This window comes from Mesorhizobium cantuariense (assembly GCF_042647205.1).
Classification (GTDB): Bacteria; Pseudomonadota; Alphaproteobacteria; order Rhizobiales; family Rhizobiaceae; genus Mesorhizobium; species Mesorhizobium cantuariense.
In genome coordinates, this window is record NZ_JBHRVD010000001.1 from 5,511,503 (window position 1) to 5,534,980 (window position 23,478).

21 protein-coding genes are annotated in these 23,478 nt (G+C 62.2%); 7 read left to right on the forward strand and 14 right to left on the reverse strand.

Features of this window, described 5'->3' with window-relative positions:
- Positions 1-315 carry a Dabb family protein gene (locus ACFOJ9_RS26825; protein ID WP_378983018.1) on the forward strand — a complete coding sequence of 105 codons (315 nt, stop codon included), beginning with the start codon at positions 1-3 and terminating at the stop codon, positions 313-315.
- A 166-nt stretch (positions 316-481) separates the two neighbouring features.
- The gene (locus ACFOJ9_RS26830; protein WP_378983020.1) at positions 482-1,714 is read left to right on the forward strand and encodes an MFS transporter; all 1,233 of its coding nucleotides are present in this window, start codon (positions 482-484) and stop codon (positions 1,712-1,714) included.
- On the opposite strand, the gene ACFOJ9_RS26835 is transcribed toward ACFOJ9_RS26830, so the two are convergent.
- From ACFOJ9_RS26835 to ACFOJ9_RS26845, 3 genes are all read right to left on the reverse strand, one after another.
- On the reverse strand, positions 1,711-2,556 hold the full coding sequence (locus ACFOJ9_RS26835; RefSeq protein ID WP_378983022.1) for an EamA family transporter: 846 nt from the start codon (positions 2,554-2,556) through the stop codon (positions 1,711-1,713). The two genes, ACFOJ9_RS26830 and ACFOJ9_RS26835, sit on opposite strands and share 4 nt — an antisense overlap.
- A 7-nt stretch (positions 2,557-2,563) precedes the next feature.
- Entirely contained in the window at positions 2,564-3,466 is a 903-nt protein-coding gene (locus tag ACFOJ9_RS26840) for an endonuclease/exonuclease/phosphatase family protein (RefSeq protein ID WP_378983024.1), read from the reverse strand.
- Between the two features lie 89 nt (positions 3,467-3,555).
- On the reverse strand, positions 3,556-5,106 hold the full coding sequence (locus tag ACFOJ9_RS26845; RefSeq protein WP_378983027.1) for a cation:proton antiporter: 1,551 nt from the start codon (positions 5,104-5,106) through the stop codon (positions 3,556-3,558).
- On the opposite strand from ACFOJ9_RS26845, the gene ACFOJ9_RS26850 reads away from it, so the two are divergent.
- The gene (locus tag ACFOJ9_RS26850) at positions 5,105-5,320 is read left to right on the forward strand and encodes a hypothetical protein (protein WP_378983030.1); all 216 of its coding nucleotides are present in this window, start codon (positions 5,105-5,107) and stop codon (positions 5,318-5,320) included. The genes ACFOJ9_RS26845 and ACFOJ9_RS26850 overlap by 2 nt on opposite strands.
- Positions 5,321-5,565: 245 nt before the next feature.
- Positions 5,566-6,516 (forward strand): IS481 family transposase, encoded by a 951-nt coding sequence (locus tag ACFOJ9_RS26855; RefSeq protein WP_378983032.1) that lies wholly within the window; start codon positions 5,566-5,568, stop codon positions 6,514-6,516.
- Here ACFOJ9_RS26855 and ACFOJ9_RS26860 read toward each other — a convergent pair.
- The 11 genes from ACFOJ9_RS26860 to ACFOJ9_RS26910 form a co-directional block, all read right to left on the reverse strand.
- On the reverse strand, positions 6,513-7,577 hold the full coding sequence (locus tag ACFOJ9_RS26860) for an ABC transporter ATP-binding protein (protein ID WP_378983035.1): 1,065 nt from the start codon (positions 7,575-7,577) through the stop codon (positions 6,513-6,515). The two genes, ACFOJ9_RS26855 and ACFOJ9_RS26860, sit on opposite strands and share 4 nt — an antisense overlap.
- A gap of 11 nt (positions 7,578-7,588) precedes the next feature.
- A complete protein-coding gene (locus ACFOJ9_RS26865; protein WP_378983039.1) occupies positions 7,589-8,380 on the reverse strand; it encodes an ABC transporter permease in 792 nt (263 codons plus the stop codon).
- Entirely contained in the window at positions 8,377-9,291 is a 915-nt protein-coding gene (locus ACFOJ9_RS26870; RefSeq protein WP_378983042.1) for an ABC transporter permease, read from the reverse strand. The genes ACFOJ9_RS26865 and ACFOJ9_RS26870 overlap by 4 nt, the downstream gene beginning before the upstream one ends.
- Before the next feature lie 66 nt (positions 9,292-9,357).
- Positions 9,358-10,464 carry an ABC transporter substrate-binding protein gene (locus tag ACFOJ9_RS26875; RefSeq protein ID WP_378983045.1) on the reverse strand — a complete coding sequence of 369 codons (1,107 nt, stop codon included), beginning with the start codon at positions 10,462-10,464 and terminating at the stop codon, positions 9,358-9,360.
- A 242-nt stretch (positions 10,465-10,706) separates the two neighbouring features.
- On the reverse strand, positions 10,707-11,879 hold the full coding sequence (locus ACFOJ9_RS26880) for an iron-containing alcohol dehydrogenase (protein ID WP_378983048.1): 1,173 nt from the start codon (positions 11,877-11,879) through the stop codon (positions 10,707-10,709).
- Positions 11,880-11,896: 17 nt separating this feature from the next.
- Positions 11,897-13,282 (reverse strand): aldehyde dehydrogenase family protein, encoded by a 1,386-nt coding sequence (locus ACFOJ9_RS26885; RefSeq protein ID WP_378983051.1) that lies wholly within the window; start codon positions 13,280-13,282, stop codon positions 11,897-11,899.
- 24 nt (positions 13,283-13,306) lie between these two features.
- On the reverse strand, positions 13,307-13,726 hold the full coding sequence (locus tag ACFOJ9_RS26890; RefSeq protein WP_378983053.1) for a type II toxin-antitoxin system VapC family toxin: 420 nt from the start codon (positions 13,724-13,726) through the stop codon (positions 13,307-13,309).
- The gene (locus ACFOJ9_RS26895; RefSeq protein ID WP_378983056.1) at positions 13,716-14,105 is read right to left on the reverse strand and encodes a DUF7662 domain-containing protein; all 390 of its coding nucleotides are present in this window, start codon (positions 14,103-14,105) and stop codon (positions 13,716-13,718) included. The genes ACFOJ9_RS26890 and ACFOJ9_RS26895 overlap by 11 nt, the downstream gene beginning before the upstream one ends.
- Before the next feature lie 76 nt (positions 14,106-14,181).
- Entirely contained in the window at positions 14,182-15,552 is a 1,371-nt protein-coding gene (locus ACFOJ9_RS26900; RefSeq protein WP_378983058.1) for a glutamine synthetase family protein, read from the reverse strand.
- An 86-nt stretch (positions 15,553-15,638) separates the two neighbouring features.
- Positions 15,639-17,201: an amino acid permease gene (locus ACFOJ9_RS26905; protein ID WP_378983061.1), complete on the reverse strand. Its 1,563-nt coding sequence runs from the start codon at positions 17,199-17,201 to the stop codon at positions 15,639-15,641.
- A gap of 21 nt (positions 17,202-17,222) precedes the next feature.
- Positions 17,223-18,044 carry an N-formylglutamate amidohydrolase gene (locus ACFOJ9_RS26910; RefSeq protein WP_378983064.1) on the reverse strand — a complete coding sequence of 274 codons (822 nt, stop codon included), beginning with the start codon at positions 18,042-18,044 and terminating at the stop codon, positions 17,223-17,225.
- Between the two features lie 143 nt (positions 18,045-18,187).
- Between ACFOJ9_RS26910 and ACFOJ9_RS26915 the strand changes: the two genes are divergently transcribed.
- From ACFOJ9_RS26915 to ACFOJ9_RS26925, 3 genes are all read left to right on the forward strand, one after another.
- Positions 18,188-19,015, forward strand: coding sequence for a MurR/RpiR family transcriptional regulator (locus tag ACFOJ9_RS26915; RefSeq protein WP_127398961.1), 828 nt, complete (start codon positions 18,188-18,190; stop codon positions 19,013-19,015).
- A 159-nt stretch (positions 19,016-19,174) separates the two neighbouring features.
- Positions 19,175-20,338, forward strand: a complete 1,164-nt coding sequence (locus tag ACFOJ9_RS26920; RefSeq protein WP_378983067.1) for an efflux RND transporter periplasmic adaptor subunit — start codon at positions 19,175-19,177, stop codon at positions 20,336-20,338.
- Positions 20,335-23,466, forward strand: coding sequence for an efflux RND transporter permease subunit (locus ACFOJ9_RS26925; RefSeq protein ID WP_378983070.1), 3,132 nt, complete (start codon positions 20,335-20,337; stop codon positions 23,464-23,466). Before ACFOJ9_RS26920 ends, ACFOJ9_RS26925 begins: the two co-directional genes overlap by 4 nt.
- Positions 23,467-23,478: the final 12 nt, after the last annotated feature.

Here is a 23,478-nt window from a genome sequence, read left to right on the forward strand (position 1 = left end):
ATGAAGATGATCAGGCACTGTGTATTCGTCAAATTCCGCAATGATGTCGGTGTTGGTGAACACAAAGCGATCCATGCCGACCTCGAGGCACTGCGACAGGTTGTCGACGGCATGGACGCGGTAAAATTCAGCGCCAATGTCAGTCCGGAACCGTTCGCACGCGGCTTCACCCACGGCTTCACCATCGATTTCCGCGATGCCGCCGCGCGCGACGCCTATCTGGTGCATGAAGCGCATCAGCGCGCCGGCGCGCGTCTGGTGGCGGGGCTCGAAGGCGGCACCGACGGGCTGATGGTGTTTGATCTCGAAATCTAGACCCATCTTCAAGCCGCGTATCGAACCGAACCGGTACACACCCCGTCGCACCTTCCTGCCATTCCAGGCGGCGTTCGATCAAATGAGCCGCGCGAAAAAGTGACCACCGGTCTTCCCTAAACTGGCTGATAATTCCTCACATCGATGATGATGGAGGAGGAAGATTTTGCCCCTTAATTCGCAGCAGAAGAAGACCGTCCTGGCCTCATTCCTGGGCTGGACGCTTGACGCTTTTGATTTCTTCCTGCTGACATTCCTGCTCACCGATATCGCGACCGAATTCCACGCCGACGTGCCCGCAGTCTCCAAGGCACTGTTCCTGACCTTGGCCACACGCTTCATCGGCGCTTTCTTCTTCGGCATGCTTGCCGACAAATATGGGCGCAAGCCTATCCTCATGCTCAACATCGTCAGCTACTCGGTGATCGGAGCGCTGGCCGCCTTCTCGCCCAATCTCGGCATATTCCTCGCCCTGCGTGCTTTGTTCGGCATCGCCATGGGCGGCGAATGGGGACTTGGCAGTTCGCTGGCCATGGAATCCATCCCGCCCAGCGCGCGCGGCATGGTCTCGGGGATTTTGCAGTGCGGCTATCCGGCCGGTTATCTGCTGGCGGCGGTGGTCTATGGCCTGCTCTATCAGCAGACGATCGCCGGCTACACGATCGGCTGGCGTGCCATGTTCCTGCTCAGCTTCGTGCCGGCCCTGATCGTGCTGTTCATCCGCTCGCATGTGCCGGAATCGCCGGCCTTCGTCGAGGCCCAGAAGGCCGCGAGACCGGGCATGTTGGAAACGCTTCAGAAACACTGGGGCGTCGCGCTCTATGCCGTCGTGCTGATGATGTTCTTCAATTTCTTCAGCCATGGCACGCAAGACCTCTACCCGACCTTCCTGAAGAAGCAGCACGGCTTCGATCCGCATACGGTGAGTTGGATCACCATTGTCGCCAATATCGGCGCCATCGTCGGTGGCCTGGCATTCGGCGTGCTGTCCGAGAAGATCGGCCGCGTCAACGCCATCACACTGGCCTGCCTGATCGCCCTGCCATCGATTCCGCTGTGGGCCTACAGCACCACGCCCTTCATGCTCGCCATCGGCGCCTTCATCATGCAGGTCGCGGTCCAGGGCGCCTGGGGCGTTATCCCGGTGCACCTCAACGAGCTTTCGCCCGGCGCGGTGCGGGCGACCTTGCCCGGTTTCATCTATCAGGCGGGAAATCTCGCCGCTTCCTATGGCGGACCGTATCAGGCAGGAGTCGCTGAAAGCGCCGGGGGCAGCTATGGCTATGCGCTGGCGCTGTTTGCCGGCGTGGTCGCCGTCTGCATCATCGTCGTCATCCGTTTCAGTCCGGAACGACGCGGCCAAGTGATGACGTGCTCAGTTGAGAGATTTGGGCGCTAACCCAGCCTGAGCGCGACGACACCGGCGACAATGCTGAGCGCGGCGGCACCGCGCCAGCCGGTCATCTTTTCGCCGAGCGCGAACACCGAGATCATCATGGCAAACAGGATCGAGGTTTCGCGCAGCGAAGCCACCGAGGCGATCGGCGCCTTGGTCATCGCCCACATCACGATCCAGTAGGCCGCACCGCTGAGCACGCCGGTGAACAGCCCCGCCTTCCAGTCGCGCGCCAGCACCGGCAGGGCCTTCGGACCACGGAAGATGAGGCACAGCACCAAGGCGCCAAAAGCATCGCAGATGAACAGCCAGGCGGCATAGCTCTGCGCCGTGGCGGCCAACCGCGCACCGCTGCCGTCGGACAGCGTGTAGCTGGCGATGAAGATCGAGGTGCCCAGCGCAAAGCCTACCGCGCGCAGGTTCAGCTTCTCCAGATGCGCGCCGCCGCGAAACGACATCACCAGCGTACCGGCCGACAACAAAAAGATGCCGAGAATGGCGAAGGGACCGGGAATCTCGGCAACGACGAACATGCCGCCAAAGGCCGCCAGCAGCGGTGCGGTGCCGCGCGCCAGCGGATAGGTCTGGGCGAAATCGCCGGCCTTGTAGGCGCCGATCAGGAAGGTCCGGTAGCCCATGTGAAAAATGACGGAGGCGATGATGTAGGGCCACACTTCCGCCTTCGGTACTTCGACGAAGGGCAGCACCACGAGTGCTGCAGCGCCCATGCCGAGCGTCATCAGGGTGATCGACAGGAAGCGGTCGAGATGGACCTTGACCAACGCGTTCCAGATCGCGTGCATGGCGGCTGCGGCAAGTACTGCGAAGAAGACGAAAAGTGTCATGCGCGGCTCATGGGGCGATGCCGGGCGTTTCCAGGTCGATGTCGACCCGCAGCGGGAAATGATCCGACGCAACCTCGCCGATGTCGGCGCCAACCGAGCCCACGCGCCCGGCAAACATGCCGCCGACGAAGCAATGGTCGAGCCGCCGCTTTGCCACCTTGCCGTTGATGGTCTTCACATGGGTGTGGAAATCCTGAGCCGGCTCGCTGGCGACAGCGGCGGCGTCGACAAAGCCGTCAAGGTAGGCCGCGCCGCCATGATAGGGCGTGCTGCCGACGATGCGGCGATATTCGGCGCTGCCCGGCTCCATGTTGAAATCACCCATCCAGATCGCCGCCAGCGGGTTCTCCGGTTCCGGCTCGCCATGCGTCCAGTTGCGCGTAGGCTCGTCGTCGACGCCGCTCCACGGCCCGCCATCGGACGGTGCCCGGCGGTGCTCGGCCATGAGATAGTCGATCTGCTCCAGGCGCTCCTCGACCGCGATATGGGCGAGATGCAGCGACAACACCCTGACCGGGCCGGCCGGCGTGCGGATCATGCATTCGAGTGCGGCGTTGCGGGTGTTGAGCGGGCGCAGCGTACGGCGCATCGGCAGCGCATGCAGCCGCGACCAGACGATCGGCAGCTTAGACAGCACCATGGTGCCGAACTGGCGGCGCCGGTTGACCAGACGACCGTCGCGCTGCTCGCTGGCGTCCATGTCGAAGGCTGGGCCATAGACCCAGTGATAGTCCGGCAGCAGCCGGGAAAGCAGCTCCGGCTGGTCGTCGTGATTGCTGCGCTGCCAGTGCCGCTCGACCTCCTGCAAGGCAATGATATCGGCGCCGGCAACGATCCGCGCTGCGCGCGAAAGATCGTAGCGCCCGTCGCCGCCGAACCCGTACTGGATGTTGTAGCTGACCAGCTTCATTGCTTATCCGGCTCAATTTCGATGTTGGCAGTAACGGTTCGGTGCCACGGTTGCAATGTGCCGGGCGGATGGCGGAGCTAGGCCAGCGGCTAGGTCGTCAGCGACTGGAACCGGCCGGGTGGCGACGCCGCCAGTTCGGTCCAGTCGATCTCTTCCTCCAGGCGATGATAGGCTTCGTCGCCAATTGTCCCGTTGCGACGCAGTTCCTCCAGCGCGTCGCGCTGGCTCTTGATGGCATAGAGGCGCAAGCGGTCATATTCGGTCGCCGCCTGGGCATCGTCAGGATTCTTGGCGATCTTGCGTTGGGCGGCATATTGCTCGCGCACCGCCGCCGCCACGTCCGATGTCTTGCCGCTCAATATGTCGAGGGCGGCCTGCATGACCACAACGCGTGCCTGCGCAACCTCGCGGTCGACCGTTTCGTCCGGGTCGAGATTTAGCAGGCGCAGCAGCGGCTTCAGGCTCATACCTTGCAGCACCAGCGTGCCGAGCACGACCGTGAAGGCAGCGAGCACGATCGGGTCGCGGGCGGGGAATTCAGCCGGCAAGGCGAATGCCGCCGCAAGCGTCACCAGACCCCGCATCCCGCACCAGCCGATGAGCACGCCGCCGCGAAACGATGGCGCGTCTCGTTGACGATCCGCGCTGCCGAAACGGGCAAACCACCTGATGATCGCGCCGCAGCCCAGCACCCAGATCAGGCGTGAAGCGATGACGATGGCAAGCACGATCCCGGCCAGGACGAACGCATCGGTCTGCCCCTGGCCGGCAAGCCGGCCGACAATCGTACGCGCCTGCAGGCCCATGATGACGAAAGCCAGCACATTGAGGACGAAGACCGCGGTTTCCCAAACCGAATAGGAGCTGATGCGGTTTCTGGCCGGCATGTGACGCGGCGCGGTGCGGGCGATCGTCATGGCGTAGACCACGATGGTGATGATGGCCGACAGTCCGATCCTGTCGGCCAGGATCCAGACTCCGAATGTGCCGGCAAATTGCACGACAGTCCCGCTCGCCGGGTCCTCGATGCGGCCCAGTGTCATCAGGGACAGCCGGCCGAGCACATAGCCGGCCACTAGGCTGCCGAGGGTGGACAGCAGGATCATCGGAACGGCGCTGCTCAACAGAATGGAGCCTGCTGCCGCCGAAACCGCTATTCGATAGATCAGCAGCGCGGTGGCGTCGTTGAGCAAGCTCTCGCCTTGCAGGATGGCAGTGATGCGGTGCGGCACCTTGAACTGGCCGAGCACAGCCGACGCCGCGACCGCATCGGGTGGCGCCACGATGGCGCCAAGCGCTATGGCGGCGGCGATCGGCAGGCCGGCCATCGCCCAGCCGACCAGCGCGACGGTAGCCGTCGTGAAAAGGACGGCGCCGAGCGCCAGCAGCACAAGCGGCACCCTGTAGCGATTGAGGTCGCGCAGCGACGTGTCATAGGCGGCATCGAGCAGCACCGGCGCGATGAACAGGGCAAGCGCCAGTTCCGGATCGATCTCTATGGTCGGCACGCCAGGCACGAAGGCGATGCCCACCCCTGCCAGCGCCAGCAGAGAGGGATAGGGAACCTGCACGTGCCGCGACAGCGCCGTCAACGCAACGGCGATCAACAGGAGAACAAGGGTCAGTTCGAAAAGCGCCATGGCCTGTTATACCCGTGATGCGGGATTGTCGGCAGTGGCAAAGCGCTGGAAGCTGTTGATTGGCCAGCATGCTCAAGCTGCCTGGCAACATGCCTGGAACGATTTTCGTCGACGCCCTACTGGTTCGGCGATCGCGTTGGAAGCCCCTGCCGCTCGGATGGAAGCGCTCCCCGTTTTTCAGACGGTGATGCAGCCATTCATCGCGCCGGCTTGAGAACCCCGGTTTGGGCGGGGGTGTCGAGATTCAGGTCAGGCCGAGTCGGAGTCGAAGACGGGCGAAGCGACCAAACTGGGTGGCTTCCGAGAACCGGAGCAAAGCGTACTTTTGGGTAGGTAAGCACCGGAAGCGCAGGTATCGGCCGTTTTGCAGGCCGGCCTCACCTGAATATCAACAAGCCCTAGTTGTTTGATCCCGAGCTTTGATGGTGCAATCTTTTCCTTGGAATGGAAGGAGGCACTATGGGCCAGATTCTACACGGCAGCGCCACAACGACAGAGGCGGTCCGTCGAGCGATACAAAATAGTCAAGAGAGCCTGAGAGCGCTGGCGAAGCGCTACGGGATCAACCAGAAGACCGTCGCCAAATGGAAGAAGCGGACTTCGGTCGCTGATCTGCCGACCGGCCCGAAAGACCCGCATTCAACGGTGCTGTCGCTCGAGCAGGAGGCCATCATCGTGGCTTTCCGCAAACACACGCTGTTGGCGCTGGATGACTGCCTCTATGCGCTGCAGCCAACGATCCCGCATCTGACGCGGTCATCCTTGCACCGCTGCCTGCAACGGCACGGCGTCTCCCAGCTGCCCGATGTCGAAGGCGACAAACCCGCCCGGAAGAAATTCAAGTCTTATCCGATCGGCTACTTCCACATCGATATCGCCGAGGTGCAGACAGTTGAAGGCAAGCTCTACCTCTTCGTCGCCATCGATCGAACCTCGAAGTTCGCCTATGCGCAGTTGCATTCAAAAGCTGGCAAGATGGCGGCAGCTCAGTTCCTGAGGGATCTGATCGAAGCCGTGCCCTATGCCATTCATACGGTGCTCACCGACAACGGCGTTCAGTTCACCAACCGGGCCCGTGACACATACGCTTTCCACCATATCTTCGATCGGGTCTGCGACGAGAACGGCATCGAGCACCGCCTGACCAAAGTAAAGCATCCGTGGACGAACGGCCAGGTCGAGAGGATGAACCGCACCATCAAGGAAGCGACCGTCAAGCGCTTCTATTATGACAATCACGCCCAACTGCAACGCCACCTCGCCGACTTCATTAACGCCTACAATTTCGGGCGACGGCTCAAGGCGCTGAAGGGCGTCACTCCCTACGAGTTCATCTGCAAACAATGGACTTCAGAACCAGAACGGTTCATCCTAAATCCAATCCATCAAATGCCGGGACTGAACACCTAGTGCAGCACCAGCATGTCGCTCGACGAAAATGAAATCTCGGCCTTTTCGCCGACAGCCGGAGGCGGCGTTGCCGGGCTGTTGAACGTGTCGAGCGAGACCATGCTGCTGCCGATGCCGACGCGAACCCGGATGACCGAGCCGAGGAAGTGCACCTCGGAGATTTCTCCCGAAAGGCTGGAGTCGCGGCCGGGCTGGCGGCCAAGCGAAATCGCCTCCGGTCGCAACGCCAGCGACAGCGTGTCGCCCGACTTGGAACCGTTGAGCTTGCCCTTCAGCGAGACCTGTTCGGAATTGACCCGCACCGTGCCCGCAGCGGCATCGGTAACGGTGCCTTCGAGCACGTTCAGCGTGCCGACGAAATTGGCGACGAACTTGGTCGCCGGGCGGTTGTAGATCTCGAACGGCGTGCCGACCTGTTCGGCCTTGCCGCCATACATGACGGCGATGCGGTCTGAGATCGACAGCGCCTCTTCCTGGTCGTGCGTGACGAAAATGGTGGTGATGCCGAGCTTCTTCTGAATCGAGCGGATTTCCTCGCGCAGCGACACGCGCACCTTGGCATCGAGCGCCGACAGCGGCTCGTCGAGCAGCAGCAGTTTCGGCTTCGGCGCGATGGCGCGGGCCAGCGCGATGCGCTGCTGCTGGCCGCCCGAAAGCTGGTAGGGATAGCGATCCGCCATCTGCGGCAGCTTGATGATACCGAGCATCTCGGTGACGCGGGCATCGATGTCCGCCCTGGGCATGCCGGCGACCTTCAGGCCGAAGCCGATGTTCTGCGCCACGGTCAGGTTCGGAAACAGCGCATAAGCCTGAAACACCATGCCGACATTGCGCTGGTTGGGCTTCAGCCTCGTAATGTCCTTGCCGCCGACGACGATCGTGCCCGCGCTCGGCTCCTCGAAGCCCGCCACCATGCGCAGCACGGTGGTCTTGCCGCAGCCGGACGGTCCGAGGAACGAGACGAATTCGCCGCGCTCGACGTCAAGATTGAAATCCTCCACCACAGTGGTGGCACCGAAGGATTTTCGAACGTGCTGGATGGAAAGGAACGGATCGGCCATGGTTTTGACTTTCAGTTCGGACGGTTCGCCGATCTCGGCGCGAAGCGGGACAGAATCTGGATCAGCGACATGCAGCCCCAGGTGATGGCGAAGGCGATGATGGCAAGGGCCGCCGGCTCATAGGCGCGGTTGGCGCCGATATTCTGCAGATACGGGCCGAAAGCAGGCCGGTTGAGCAGGCTCGCCATGGTGAATTCGCCGATGACGATCGCGAAGGTGAGGAAGGCGCCCGAGAGCACCGCGATCAGCACGTTGGGCAGGATGACACGGGTGATGATCGTCCCCCAACCAGCGCCAAGTATCTGTGCCGCTTCCGTCAAGGTACGCACGTCGATTGTGCGAAGCCCGGTGTCGACAGCGCGATACATATAGGGCAGTGCCAGTGTCGCATAGCCAATGACCAGCAAGGCATTGGTGCCTGTATCGGTCGCCAGGAACGGCAGCGGCGAATTCGACCCGTACATTCTGATGTAGCCGAAGACGATGACGATGGCCGGGATGACCAGCGGCAGCAGCGTGATGAACTCGACGATCGGCCGCAACTGTGGCAGCCGAAGCCGGATCCAGTAGGCGGCCGGCACCACGATGAGCACGCCGAGAATGATGGTGAAGACGGCGGCGAGCACCGAATAGCCGAACGTCGCCTGGAAGCGTGCGTCGCCCAGTACAACCTTGTAGGCGTCAAAAGAATAGACACCGCGCCGCATGCGCATGGAAAACTCCACCGTCGCGATCAGCGGAATGAAGAAATAGGCCGCGCCCAGCCCGAAGACGACCCAGGCCCAGAACCTGCCAGCCTTCATTTGAGCCACCTCTCGGAACGGGTGCGGAACCAGATGTAGAAGACATTGGCAAGACCGGTGATGACGATCATACCGAAGGCTATGGCATAGCCGAGATGGGCATTGTGCAGCACATCGCCACGAATCTGGGCATAGAGCAGGATCGGCACGATGTTGAGCGACGAGCCGGTCAGCGCATAGGCGGTGGCGATGGCGCCGAAGGCGTTGGCGAACAACAGGATCACGGTGCCGAGGAAACTCGGCCAGATCACCGGAATAACCACCATGCGCCAGTATTGCGACATGGTCGCGCCCAGCGTCGCGGCGGCCTCGCCCCATTCCTTTTTCAGCCCGTCGATGGCTGGCACGATGATCACCACCATCAGCGGTATCTGGAAATAGACATAGGTCAGTGTCAGGCCCCAGAATGACAGGATGTTGAAGCCATGCGCGTAGATGTTAAGGCCGAACACGGTGTTCAGGATCACCGTCGCAAGGCCGAGCCGGCCGAGCGTGGCGAGGAAGGCGAAGGCCAGCGGCACGCCGGCAAAATTGGAGGCCACGCCGGAAAACGTCAGTGTCGCCGAACGTATCCAGTCCGGCAGGCCACCGCGCACGATGGCGATGGCAATCGCCAGGCCCGCGAATGCGCCAATCAGCGATGAAGCAAGACTGATCTTGATCGAAATCCAGTAGGCGGCAACGATGGACGGTTGCGCCAGCGCTGCGATGTTTTCGAAGGTGAATTCACCGGCATCGTTCTGGAATGCACCCAGCATCAGATAGAGCGTGGGCAGGATCAGGAACATGATGGCGAAGATGAAGAACGGCGCAACGCCGAGCCATTGCGTCGGCAACCTGAGGCTGCGCGCCTCGGCGGGAGGCGCGGTCTTGCCGGCAACAGCGTGATCGGACAATGAGAGATCGGTCATGCGCCGGCTACCGTCTTCGAGAGAAAGAACCGGGCGGCCGCGAAGCCGCCCGGTGGATTTCAACTGTTACTTGACGTTGGCGCCGACAACGGCGTCCCAGTTCTTGGTGATGGCTTCCTTAGCCTTGCCCTGCTCATCGAGCGTCGGGAACACCGCGGCCGCATAGGACTCAGCCGGCGGCAGCTTGGCCAGCACGTCCGCCGGGATCTTGTTGTTCTTGGCAAGATCGTTGAAGCGGATCGGGTGGCAGTAGCCCTTCAGCCAGGCGATCTGGCCTTCGTCGGAATAGAGATATTCCAGCCAGAGCTTGGCTGCGTTCGGGTGCGGCGCATAGGCGCTGATCGCCTGCACGTAGACGCCGGCGACGACACCGGTCTTCGGCACGACGACGTCGACGGGAGGGTTGCCCTTCAGCGTGTCGCGGCCGGCGAGCGCGTTGTAGTCCCAGGTGACGAGGATCGGGGTCTGGCCCTGGGCGAGCGTCGCGGCCTTGCCGATGACCGGAACGAAATTACCGGCGGCATTGAGCTTCTTGAAGAAGTCGAGGCCGGCGGTGCCGGCAGCTTCACCAGCGGCGGCACCTGACGACAGGCCGGCGGCATAAACCGCCTGGATCGCCTGGTTCGAGGCGCGCGGATCACCGGCAAGGGCTACCGAGTTGGCAAATTCCGGCTTCAGCAGGTCGGCCCAGTCAGCCGGAGCTTCCTTGACGAGGTCCTTGTTCACCTGGAAGGAAAGCACACCGTAATAGTCGCCGGTCCAGAAACCTTCAGCATCCTTGGCGCTGTCGGGGATCGAGTCCCAGGTCGACACCTTGTAGGGCTGGATCAGGCCATCGGCCTTGGCGGTCGGGCCGAAGGACAGGCCGACGTCGATGACGTCGGGCGCTTGCGGGCCCTTGTTGTCCTTGTTGGCCTTGATCGCCTCGATCTCGTCGCCGGAGCCGGCATCGGGGTTGAGTTCGTTGATGGTGATTTCCGGATACTTCGCCTTGAAGCCTGCGATGACGTCGCCGTAACCGCACCAGTCATGCGGCAGCGCGATGGTGGTAAGCTGGCCTTCGGCCTTGGCGGCCTTGACGAGATCGTCCATCGAATCCGCGGACGAAATCACCGTCGACGCGAAGAGCGCCGCGGCCGAAAGGGAAAGCACTTTCCCCGTGAATTTGAACATGTGTTCTCTCCGTTGAACTGACGCCGTTGGACGCCTGCGATGCGGTATCGTTTTCATGTGACAGCCAGATGAAAGCTTTGTGAAACCGACTGCTCGCAGTGCGAAAAAGTAAACTCTTTTTAACCGGCTGTAGCAATCGCTTCGCGATTCTTTTTCCGGCTAACTAGTTTCTGCCTTGCCCGTCATCCTCCCCCTTGTTTTTATAGCCCCGTTTCAGATCAATTCCCTGCGCGGAAAACGTCTCAGATCGTGCCGGCGATAGCGTTTTCCAGCAATGTCAACGCCGCCTTCTTGGTCAGCTTGACCGGGTTGCCGCCAGCGGTCGGATCGACCACCGCCATGTCGGCGATCAGCGCCTTGCGCTTCTTGTCCATGTCGAGCCCCTTGATCAGGCCCGGCAGCGCGTGCGGCACCTTCAATTCCTTGCGCAACTTGATGATCGCCTTGGCGAAGCCGTCGAAACCGCCCTTGATGCCGCAATAGGCGGCGAGCCGGGCAATACGTTCCTCGATGGGGTCACGGTTGAAGGCCAGCACATAGGGCATGAACACCGCATTGGTCATGCCGTGATGGGTATCGTAGAGCGCGCCGACCGGATGCGACAGCGAGTGGATGGCGCCGAGCCCCTTCTGGAACGCGGTGGCGCCCATCGCGGCGGCGCTCATCATATGGGCGCGGGCGACGAGATCCTTGCCGTTGGCATAGGCCTTCGGCAGGTTCTCGAAGACCAGCCTCACGCCTTCGACCGCGATGCCGTCGGCCATCGGATGATAACCCGGTGCGCAATAGGCTTCGAGGCAGTGGGCCAGCGCATCCATGCCGGTGCCGGCGGTGATGAAGCCGGGCATGCCGACCGACAGTTCCGGATCGGCGATGACGATTGCCGGCAGAAGTTTCGGATGGAAGATGACCTTCTTGGTGTGCGTCGCCTCATTGGTGATGACGCCAGCGCGGCCGACTTCCGATCCGGTGCCAGCGGTGGTCGGCACGGCAATGATCGGCGCGATGGCATCCGAATTGGCACGCGTCCACCAGTCGTCGACATCCTCGAAGTCCCACACCGGCCTGACCTGGCCGGCCTGGAAGGCGATCAGCTTGCCGAGATCGAGCGCCGAGCCGCCGCCGAAGGCGATGACGCCGTCATGCTTGCCCTTCTTGAACACGGCGATGCCGGCGGTGAGATTGGATTCGACGGGGTTCGGCCTGACCTCGGAGAACACGCCGTAGGGAACCTTGGCGTCGTCAAGAATCTTTAGGGTCGAGGCGACGACCGGCAGTTTCGCCAGACCCGGATCGGTGACGAACAGCGGCCGCTTGATGCCGGTAGCCGCCAACACCTCAGGCAGTTCCTTGATGCGGCCGGCGCCGAAGCGAACGGTGGTGGGGTAGTTCCATTTGGAGATCAGCTTGGACATTTTTGTCTTTCAATAAATCAGATGGCTTCGCGCAGATGGAATGATTTCGGCCTGGTCAGATTGTCGTAGCCGATGGCCGACAAGCCCGCACCCTTGCCGGTGTCCTTGACACCGGTCCAGACCAGTGCCGGATCGAGGTAGTCGCAGCGGTTCATGAACACCGTGCCGGTCTCGACGCGGTTGCCGATCGCCACCGCATGCTCGGTATCGCGCGTCCAGATCGAAGCCGTCAGCCCGTACGGACTGTCGTTCATCAACGCGATTGCCTCTTCGTCATTGCGCACCTTCATGATGCCGACGATCGGGCCAAAGCTTTCCTCGCGCATGACGCTCATCTGATGGTCGACATTGGTCAGCACTTCCGGCGCCAGATAGGGCGAACCGGCCTTGTCGTTAGCCACCTTCATGTTGACGTGCGACACCGCGCCCTTGCGCAATGCTTCGGCCTTCTGTTCGCGGATCAGGTCGGCGAAGCGCGCCTGCGCCATCGGCCCCATCGTCGTCGCCTGGTCGAGCGGGTTGCCGGCGACATAGTTCTTCGTCTCGGCGATGAAGCCTTCGACGAATTCGTCATAGACCTTTTCGTGCACGTAGACGCGTTCGATGCCGCAGCAGCACTGGCCGGAATTGTAGAAGGCGCCGTCAACCAGATTGGCGACGGCATGATCCATCTTGGCGTCCGGCAGCACATAAGCCGGATCCTTGCCGCCAAGTTCGAGGCCGAGCGTCATGAAGGTGCCCGCCGCCGCCTTTTCGATGGCACGGCCGCCGCCGACCGAACCGGTGAAATTGACATGGTCGATCTTGCCCGAGCCGAGCAGTTTTTCGGTCTGGGCGTGGTTGAGCACGATATTCTGGAACACGCCCCTGGGCAGGCCCACTCTGTCGAAGGCTTGCTGAAAGCGCTCGCCGACCAGCAGCGTCTGCGCCGCATGCTTGAGGATCACGGTGTTGCCGGCCATCAGCGCCGGCACGATGGTGTTGACGGCGGTGAGATAGGGATAGTTCCACGGCGCGATCACCATGACCACGCCGAGCGGGTCCTTCTTCACATAGCGGCGGAACCCGTCCTTCGGGTTGGAGGCAGGCACCGACTTGAGCGCCTGCTCGGCGATCTCGACCATATAGTTGGTGCGTTCCTTGACGCCGCCGAACTCGCCGCCATAGCGCACGGGCCGCCCCATCTGCCAGGCGATTTCCGGTACGATCTCGTCGGTCATGGCTACCAGCGCTTCGAGCATGGCGAGCATATACTTGCCACGCTCGATGATCGGCGTCTGCGCCCACTTCTCCTGCGCCGCCTTGGCGCGTTCCACGGCGGCGTTGATCGCCTGGTCCGTTGCGATCGGCCGCTCCGCATAGATCGAGCCATCGATGGGGGATATGAGTTTCACGGTTTCCAAGTAGGCGTCTCCAGTTTTTTGGTTTTAGCAGGCGATTGCTTTGACGTGGCCTTGATCGGCGTAAGCGAGAATCGCGCGATCACGTGTAACGATGGTTAGGTCGCGCTCACGGGCGGTTGCGATAAGAATTCTGTCTGTCGGGTCATTGTGAACTCGTCCAGGCAAATAGGACGCTGCGATAAGAATCCTCGGATTCACGTCCTCAACGTCAAGTGTCGCAACCTGAATAAACTCGTCAAACCAGCGCTCGGGAGACTTGGTCGATGGTAATCGCCCTTTCGAAACCAGCATCCCCAATTCCCAAGCAGACATGACCGATACCGAAAGGGCACCGCCAGACACGAAAGCCCTGTCCACCGCCTCGTTTGCTGCGTCAGCTATTGGCTCGCCCTGCGACATCCAGACAAACGCGCAGGTATCCAAAAGGAGCTTCTCAGTCCTCATAAACTTTGCCCCAGTCCGGGTCAGCCGGTTCCGTCAAGTCAACACCTGGAAGGATCGTCAGAGTGCCTTTCATGCTACCGAATATCGGATGCCGACGAGGAGCCCCTCCTCCCGCGCCGACCGACGACGAAGGCTGCTTGCGAACGCGACGAAAAACCAGCTTTTCGCTGCCAACATCGACAGACTCGGTCTCATAGCCAGCATCGAGCCATTCCTTTGTCATGACGTTGTTGCTGGGATTATTGCTCCACCACGCCCGATGCAATTTCGAGGGCGGCAATTTGTCGTTCAGAACACGCTCAATTTCCGTGAAGGTCATAGGTACATGGTCGCGGCTTTGAGACCTCAGAAACACATTCAGTGGTTCGTATTTGCTCATAACAATCTCCTACGGTGGCACTCACATCGCCAACGTAGTGCGTGTTTGTGTGTGTGTCAACTGTGCTTAGTGTTTCTTAGTACCGCTCGAAACCTCTGTGCAGTTCCCAATCCGTGATGCGGCGGTCGTATTCGAACTGCTCCCACTTTGCGGTGTGGATATAGTGTTCGAGCACGTCCTCGCCGAGTGCCTGCTTGAGCATCTTCGACTTCGCCAGCGTCTCGGTCGCATCGCGCAGCGTCTTCGGGATCTCCGGCAAACGGGATGCCTGATAAGCATCGCCGACAAACGGCTTCTGCAATTCCAGCTTCTCGTCGATGCCGGCAAGACCGGCAGCGATCAGCGCTGCGAAAGCAAGATACGGGTTGAGGTCGGCGCCGCCGATGCGGCATTCCATGCGGATGCCCTTGGTGCCCTCGCCGCACAGGCGGAAGCCGGCGGTGCGGTTGTCCTCGCTCCACATGATCTTGGTCGGCGCGAAGGTGCCGGCCTGAAAGCGCTTGTAGGAGTTGATGTAGGGCGCCAGGAACCAGGTGAACTCCTTGGCGTATTTGAGCTGGCCGGCGGCCCATTGCTGGCCAAGCGTCGACAGCGTCCAGTCCGCCTTTTTGTCGAAGAACAGCGGCGTCTTGCCGTCGGCGCTCCACAGCGAATTGTGGATGTGGCTGGAATTGCCGGCGAGCCCGTAATTGTACTTGGACATGAACGAAATCGCCTTGCCCTCGGACTCGGCGATTTCCTTGGCGCCGTTCTTCAGGATGACATGGCGATCGGCCATGTCGAGCGCCTCGGCATAGCGCACATTGATCTCTTCCTGGCCTGGACCCCACTCGCCCTTGGAATTCTCGATCGGAATGCCGGCCGCTTCCATCTCGTTGCGAAGCCGGCGCATGACGCCTTCTTCCTTGGTGGTGATGCCGATCTGGTAGTCGCCGATATAGGGCGAAGCCGTGTCGAGACCTTGCCAGTGCTTCTTGCGCGCGGAATCGTAGGTCTCGTTGAACAGATAGAATTCAAGTTCGGAAGCGAAATAGCCGATATAGCCGCGCTCGCTCAGCCGCTTGACCTGCTTCTTCAGGATGGCGCGCGGCGAATGCGGCAGGTCGTCATGGGTGTGGTGGTCGAGCACGTCGCAGATCACCAGTGCCGTCTTTTCCAGCCAGGGAATGCGCCGCAGCGTCGCCAGATCCGGCTTCATGACGAAGTCGCCATAACCCTTCGACCAGCTCGCCGCCTTGTAGCCAGGCACCGGCTCCATATCGATGTCGGCGGCCAGCAGATAGTTGCAGCCATGCGTTTCGTCATGCGCGGAATCGACGAAGTACTGCGCCAGGAAACGTTTTCCCGCCAGCCGGCCCTGCATGTCGACGATGCAGGCCAACACGGTGTCGATCTCACCGCTGGAGACCGCTTTCTTCAACTGATCGAACGAGAAATTTCCGGCCATTCCTTTGGCACTCCAGCGCTTGTCGATTGAAAGGGAAAACGCAGCCATGGCCGGCGCGAGGCCGGCCATGGCCACAAAGGGCGATATCAGGCGCCAGCTTCGCCGATAGCCACCTCGGCTGCCTTGATCGCGGCCTGGCGCTTGGCAATCTGGTCACCGATCGGCGGACCCTGGAAGCGGCGGTTCTCGAAACCGAACCAAAGCAGGGCGGTCAGCACGATGAAGCCTATGGTGATGTAAAGCACCTTGTCGTTCGGCGGCTGGATGGCGATGTAGAAGATGATCACCATGCCGACAATCGACAGCGCACAGAACAGCTTGAACAGCCCGGCGCCCAGGTTCCACGGGCCAGGATTAGGCCACTTGGCCGTGCCGAACGTGATCATGCCGAGTGCGATCGGGATGGTGAACGACAGGAACAGGAACACCAGCGTCGAATTGACGACGATGGTGTAGATATTGGTGCCGCCGATCGAAATAAACTGGGCAAGGAACACATACAGGATCTCGAGGATCGCGGCCGTCCAGATCGCATTGACCGGCGTGCGCCAGGTCGGGTTGACCTTGGCGAGAGCCGCAGAGCCAACAGGCATGCCGCCGTCGCGAGAGAAGGCAAACAGCATGCGCGAAGCCGAGGTCACGGTGGCGAGGCCGCAGAGGAATTGCGAGATCAGGATTGCAAAATAAAGCAGTTCCTTCAGCCACACTGGCAGGATTGCATCCATTGTCGAGAAGAATACGCTCCATCCCTGCTTGGCGCCGGCAGCCAGGTCCGGGATCGCCAGAACGATTGCGCACAACATCACCCAGCCGATCAGCGACGACCACAGCACCGACGAAACGATCGCCCGCGGAACGGAGTGTGCTGCCTTGACGGTCTCCTCGGAGGTGTGGGCCGAGGCGTCATAGCCGGTGATGGTGTACACCGGCAGAAGCAGGCAGAGCAGGAACAGGTAGCTCATGGAGTCGGTTTGCGGAAAAACACCGCCGCCCGCATCGCCTGAATAGTTTGTGAACGTCCACAGCCGGCTGATGTCGATTGCCGGTGCGAACACCAGGCAGGCCACGATCAGCACTGCTGTTGCGCCCAGGATAAGAAAGCCCGAAGCATCGGTGAGCATTGCCGTCAGTTTGATGCCGAAATGGTTGAACAGCGCCTGCAGCACGGTGATGAAGGCAACGAACCCGACGATTTCGCCCGGCGTGCCGGTGATGCCAAACCAGCTTCCGAACGTTCCAACAAAGAAGAAGGCGGTGCCGATGTTGATGGCGCCGAGCACGGTGATCAGGCCAAACAGATTGAGCCAGGCCGTCAGCCAGCCGGTGAAGCGGTTGCCGAGGATCGACGACCAATGATAGAGGCCGCCGGCGGTCGGAAATGCCGAGGCGATCTGCGCCATGGCAAGGGCGAAGAAGCCCGATACGCAGCAGCCCACGATCCAGCCTATGCCCGCACCCGCGCCACCGATCGACGATGTCGCCTGCGCGAAGGAATTGATGCCGCCTGAAAGGATGCAGATGATCGAGAACGAGATCGCGAAATTCGAGAAGCGGCTCATGCTTCGCGACAGTTCCTGGGCATAGCCCATTCCGTGGAGAACCTTGAGGTCCTCCTTCTTGTCAACTTCAGTATAACCCGGTGCTGCCATTTTGGTGTCCCCTGTTGGTTCTTAGCTAGCCGATTGAACTGACTTTCCGACTGAATGGGATCTGGAATGTACGGCCTCGTCGTCCGGCTCCAGATCCGAAAAAATGCCCGTGAGCAGATCCGCCCATTTCCGCTGCCCGGTTTCGCCGGCGATTTCGTCGTTGCGGATTTCGATCATCGCGCAAGGCAAGCCGCGCGAGCGCGCATGCCGTTCCAGCGTGAAGTAGACGCGGTCGGCCGGCGAATAGGGCTCGTTGACGCCGACGGTGATGCCGGCAAGCCGCTTCAGCGCCGAAATCAGCGGTGCCGCCAGCCGGCGATCCTCGTCATGGATGATGCCGATGTGCCAGGGCCGGTTGCGGCCCTTGTAAACCGGCGTGAAGGAATGCACCGAAACCAGGCGGGTCGCCTGTCCACGCGCCAGCCTGTCTTCGACAACATGCTCGATAGCGGCATGAAACGGCTGCCATGACAGGGCGACACGGGCCGCGCGCTGCTTTTCCGACAGGCCGGTATTGCCCGGTATGGCCGTTGTCTCGCTGACCGGCGGTACCAGGTCGGGCGCATCGAGCGGCCGGTTGCAGTCGACGACGAGGCGAGAAATGCGGGTTTCGACCAGCGTCGCATCGAGCGCCTGCGCCATGCGGCGGGCGACCGGCAGTGCGCCTGGATCCCAGGCGATGTGGCGGGACAGGTCCTCGGCGGCAAGGCCAAGCGTGCCGAATTCGGCGGGCAGGAAGTTCGAGGCGTGATCGCAGGTCAGCACGAAAGGGCTCGATCCGCCGGGGTTCGTCACCCTCACGGTATCAGACGATGCAAGGCTGGCGGGCCGTGCTTTCTCCATAGTCTGCCGTCCCCGGGGAGCGCTGTATCGTATGTTACGTATTTTGCCTCATTGCGTCCCTGTGGATGATTTCATACAGTTTGTCCGGCTTTGTCAAATGCGATTTCGGAAAAGACCATCGACCGAGCCAGGGTGGGGAAAAGATGATTTCCAGCATTGCCGAACTGATCGCCGACCGTATCGGCGCGATGCCAGCCAGCGAACGGCGCGCGGCCCAGACGCTGATCGCCAACTATCCGATGATCGGCCTGAAGACGGTCGCCGAATTTTCGGCCGCGGCCGGCGTTTCCTCCCCGACCATCCTGCGTTTCGTCGCCCGGCTCGGCTTCCAGAACTATCCGGAATTCCAGTCGAGCCTGCAGGACGAACTGGCGGCGCAACTGCAATCACCGGCGACAAGGACACTCAATCCGCCCTCGCCCGGCGGCGGCACGGTGTCACCGATGCTGGAAGCAACGCTCGACAATATGCGCGAGACGTTCCGGCATCTGTCCGACAGGCAGCTTGCCGACATCGCCGCCCGGCTCGCCGACCGGCGCGGCAAGACCTTCCTGATCGGCGGCCGCTTCACCGATCCGCTGGCCCGTTACATGGCCGCCCACCTGGCGGTCATCCAGCCTGACGTCTTTCACCTCGCCGGCCAGGAAAGCATGTGGCGCGACCGGCTGATCGACATGGGCAAACGCGATGTGCTGGTGATCTTCGACATCAGGCGCTACCAGGACAGCCTCGTCCGCTTCGCCGAGAAAGCGCATCAGCGCGGCGTTCAGATCGTGCTGTTCACCGACCAGTGGCTGTCGCCGATCGCGCGTTTTGCCCGCCATGTCATCGCCGGACGAACCGCGGTGCCGTCGGCATGGGACTCTTCGGCCGCCCTGTTCGTCGTCGCCGAAACGCTGATCGGCGCCGTTACTCGCCAACTGGAAGCAGAGGGCGCCAAACGCATCCGCGAAATGGAAAGTCTGCGTTAGGCTTCGAACGTTACGTATATTTAATGTGCGCAGTCACTGGAGAGTTGTCATAAGGACGCGATATCGGGGGTGGCTTCTCGCCTTATAATAGCCTCGCTGCGTCTGCTTCATTTCGGGAAACCGGTAGACGGAAGGATTGTTTTACCAACCGGAGTGCCGATGGCCGCCTGGAAACAGATACTTTTCGCGCTAGTGGTGCTGGTTGTCGCGGCAGCCGCCTGGCTGCGCTTTTATCCCGGCGCACCGGATGTGCTGGCACGCTGGGGAATAGACTGGGTTTATGCGGCAGCGCCCCCTGCTGAAACCGGTGGGGCCAACGCGAAGCAGGCAAACGGCCGCAATGGCGGCAACCAGCGGGTGAACGTGGTCGCCCTGGCGGCCACTTCGGCTGTTATCAACGATCGCCTGCAGGCGATCGGCACCGGCCGCGCCAACGCCTCGGTGACCGTCAATCCCTACAGTTCCGGCCGCCTCGCCGAACTGCTGGTCGAATCCGGCAGCCATGTCGACAAGGGACGGATCCTCGCGACCCTCGATTCCGAGACCGAAGTGATCTCTCAGGACCGGGCCAAGCTCGCACTGCAGGATGCGCAGGCCAAGCTCGACCGCGTCAAGTCGTTGCGTGCTTCCAACGCCGCGACACCGGTCGCCGTTGCCGACGCCGAGGTGGTGTTGGCGGGCGCCAAGCTGGCGCTTCAGGATGCGGAACTTGCACTGCAGCGCCGGTCGATTCTGGCGCCGATCGCCGGCACCGTCGGCATCCTGCCGATCTCCGCCGGCAACTATGTCACCAGCCAGTCGGCCATCGCCACGCTCGACGACCGGTCCTCGATCCTGGTCGATTTCCTGGTGCCCGAACGCTTCGCCGCCGCCGTCAAGGTTGGCGCGCAATTGACGGCGACGCCGATCGCCAATCCCAGCAATGCCTATACCGGCACGGTTTCGGCCATAGACAACCACATCGATGAAAAGAGCCGCACCCTTCTGGTCAAGGCCAAGATCGCCAACCCCGCCGATTCCCTGCGTGCCGGTATGTCGTTCGGCATCACCATGAAATTTCCGGGGCAGACCTATCCGGCCGTCAGCCCGCTGGCGATCCTGTGGGGTTCGGACGGCGCCTATCTCTGGCAGATCGAGGACGGCAAGGCCAGGCGGGTCCCGGTGCGCATCATCCAGCGCAACACCGAGACGGTGCTGATCGACGCTGAGATCGACAGCGGCGACATGGTGGTCACCGAAGGCACCCAGAGCGTCAGCGAGGGCGGCGCGGTCCGCCTCGCCGGCGAAGAGCAGCGCGCCGCGGACGCGGCCGAAGGCTCATGACCGGAACCGTCAACGCCGCCAGCGATACCGGCTTCACCGCGCTGTTCATCCGCAGGCCGGTCATGGCCTTCGTGCTGAACACGCTGATCGCAGTCGCCGGCCTCGCCGCCTTCTACGGCGTCGAAATCCGCGAACTGCCTGACGTCGACCGCGCCGTCGTCACCGTTTCCACCGCCTTCGAGGGTGCTGCGGCCGAAACCGTCGACCGCGAACTGACGGACACGATCGAGGGCGCTGTCGCCCGCGTCTCCGGCGTCAAATCGATCTCGTCTTCTTCCTCATTCGGCTCGAGCCGCGTCACCATCGAGTTCAACGATGGCGTCGACCTCAATGTCGCCGCCTCGGACGTGCGTGATGCCGTCGGCCGCGTCGCCAACCAGATGCCGGAAACGGCCGATCCGCCGCGCATCGTCAAGGCCGACGCCAATTCCGACCCGGTGATGCGGCTGGCGGTGACCTCGGACAACATGTCGATCCAGGACATGACCGTGGTGGTCCAGGACCAGATCGAGGACGAGTTGGCCGCCGTGCCCGGCGTTGCCGACGTCCAGGTCTATGGCGACCGTGACAAGATCTTCCGCATCGACGTCGACCAGAACAAGCTGGCCAGCCTCGGCTTCACGGTGGCCGACCTCAGGGCGGCACTTGCCTCGGTCGCCTTCGATTCCCCCGCCGGCTCGATCACCACGACCAACCAGGACCTGATCGTTCGCACGACCGCCGACGTGACCACGCCGGAAGAATTCGAAAACATCATCATCGGCGGCACGACGCGCATCCGCGACGTCGCCACCGTCACGCTTGGCCCCGATGTCGGCCAGACCACGCTGCGTTCGGATGGCAAGACCGGTATTGGCATCGGCATCATCCGCCAGGCGGAATCGAACACGCTGGACATCTCGACCGGCGTCCAGGCCGCCGTCGCCAAACTGCAGGAAAACCTGCCCAAGGGCATGTCGATCAAGATCACCAGCGACGACGCGGTCTTCGTCAAGGGCGCGGTGCACGAGGTCGAGATCGCCCTCGGCTTGTCCGTGACCATGGTGCTGATCGTCATCTATGTGTTTCTGCTCGACTGGCGCGCGACGCTGATCCCCGGCCTGTCGATGCCGGTCGCCATGATCGGCACCATCGCCGCCATCTATCTGGCCGGCTTTTCGGTCAACATCCTGACCCTTCTGGCCTTGGTGCTGGCGACGGGACTGGTCGTCGACGACGCTATCGTCGTGCTCGAAAACATCGTGCGACGACGCAACGAAGGCATGGGGCCGCGTGCGGCAGCCGTGCTCGGCGCGCAGGAAGTGTTCTTTGCCGTCATTGCCACCACCTTGACGCTGGTCGCCGTCTTCGTGCCGATCTCGTTCCTACCCGGCCAGACCGGCGGCCTGTTCCGCGAATTCGGCTTCGTGCTCGCCATGTCGGTGCTTTTGTCCTGCGTGGTGGCGCTGACGCTGTGCCCTATGCTCGCCTCGCGCATGCTGACCAGCGCATCCCTCCACCACGACGGCGGTAGTGGCATCGGCGCCCGCATCGGTGGTGCGCTCAACACAGCCTACAGGCGCGGCCTGCACGCCTGCCTCGATGCGCCATGGATCGTGCTTCTGGTCGCGGTGTTGTTTGCCGGAACCGCCTTCACCCTGTTCGGCACCATCCGCCAAGAACTGACGCCGACCGAGGACCGCGCCGCCGTGCTGCTGCGCATCAGCGCACCGCAAGGCGTCAGCCTCGACTACACCACCCAGCAGATGCAGAAGATCGAGAAGCTGATCCAGCCGATGCGCGATTCCGGCGAAATCCGCAGCACTTTCGAGAATGCCGGCCAGAACGGCTCCTACAACTCCGGCTTCATGGTGATGACGCTGGCGCCGTGGAACGAGCGCAGCCGCAGCCAGCAAGAGATCATGGCCGAGATCAGCCGCCTGACCAGGCAGGTTCCCAGCGTGCGCATCTTCCCGGTGCAGCCTAACAGCCTCGGCATCCGCGGCGCCGGGAACGGTCTACAGTTCGCGCTGGTCGGCAACGACCGCAAGGCGCTTGGCGACGCGGCGGTGAAGATCATCGCCGAGATGCAGAAGGACCCGCGCTTCCAGACACCGCGCCTGTCGATCGACCCGACTCAGCCGCAGCTTGCCGTCGCCATCGATCGCGAACGCGCCTCCGACCTCGGCATCGACATCACCGGCCTGGCCAACACCTTGCAGGCCATGCTCGACGGCAACGATGTCGTCGACGTCTACATCGCCGATCGCAGTTATGGCGTGAAGCTGGTCTCGACCACCAATCCGATCAACGATCCGACCGACCTGGAAAACATCTTCCTGAAAACGGCCGACGGACGCTTCGTGCCGATGTCGACCATCGCCACGCTGACCGAACGCGCCGTGCCGCCATCGCTGTCGCGTGAACAGCAGCAGCCGTCGGTAGCCATCACCTCCAACCTCAGTGGCGACTTCGCGCTCGGCGATGCGCTCACCCGCGCCGAGGAAATCGCCACGCCGCTGCTGCCCGCGGGCAGCCGCATTTTGCCGCTGGCCGAGGCCGCGACGCTGGGCGAGACCAACAGCGCCATGATCACCATCTTCGGCTTCGCGCTGGTCATCATCCTTTTGGTGCTAGCCGCCCAGTTCGAGAGCTTCGTCAGCGCCGTCATCATCATGGCGACGGTGCCGCTCGGTCTCGCCTGCGCCATCTTCGCGCTGCTCCTCAGCGGCACCAGCCTCAACGCCTACAGCCAGATCGGCCTGGTGCTGCTGGTCGGCGTCATGGCCAAGAACGGCATCCTGATCGTCGAATTCGCCAACCAGCTGCGCGATCGCGGGCTTGGCGTGCGCGAAGCGATCGAGCAGGCCTCGATCATCCGCGTGCGGCCGGTGATGATGACGATGATCTGCACCGTGCTCGGTGGCCTGCCGCTGGTGCTGGCGAGCGGCGCCGGTGCCGAGGCGCGCGTCGCGCTTGGCTGGGTCATCGTTGGCGGACTGGGGTTGGCCACCGTCTCGACGCTGTTCCTGACGCCGGTCGCCTATCTCCTGCTTGGCCGCTTCGTCACGCCGAAAACGCATGAGGAGGCCCGACTGAAGCGCGAGCTCGAGGAAGCCGCCTACACCAATGTAGAGCCCGCGGAATAGAGACATTCCAGG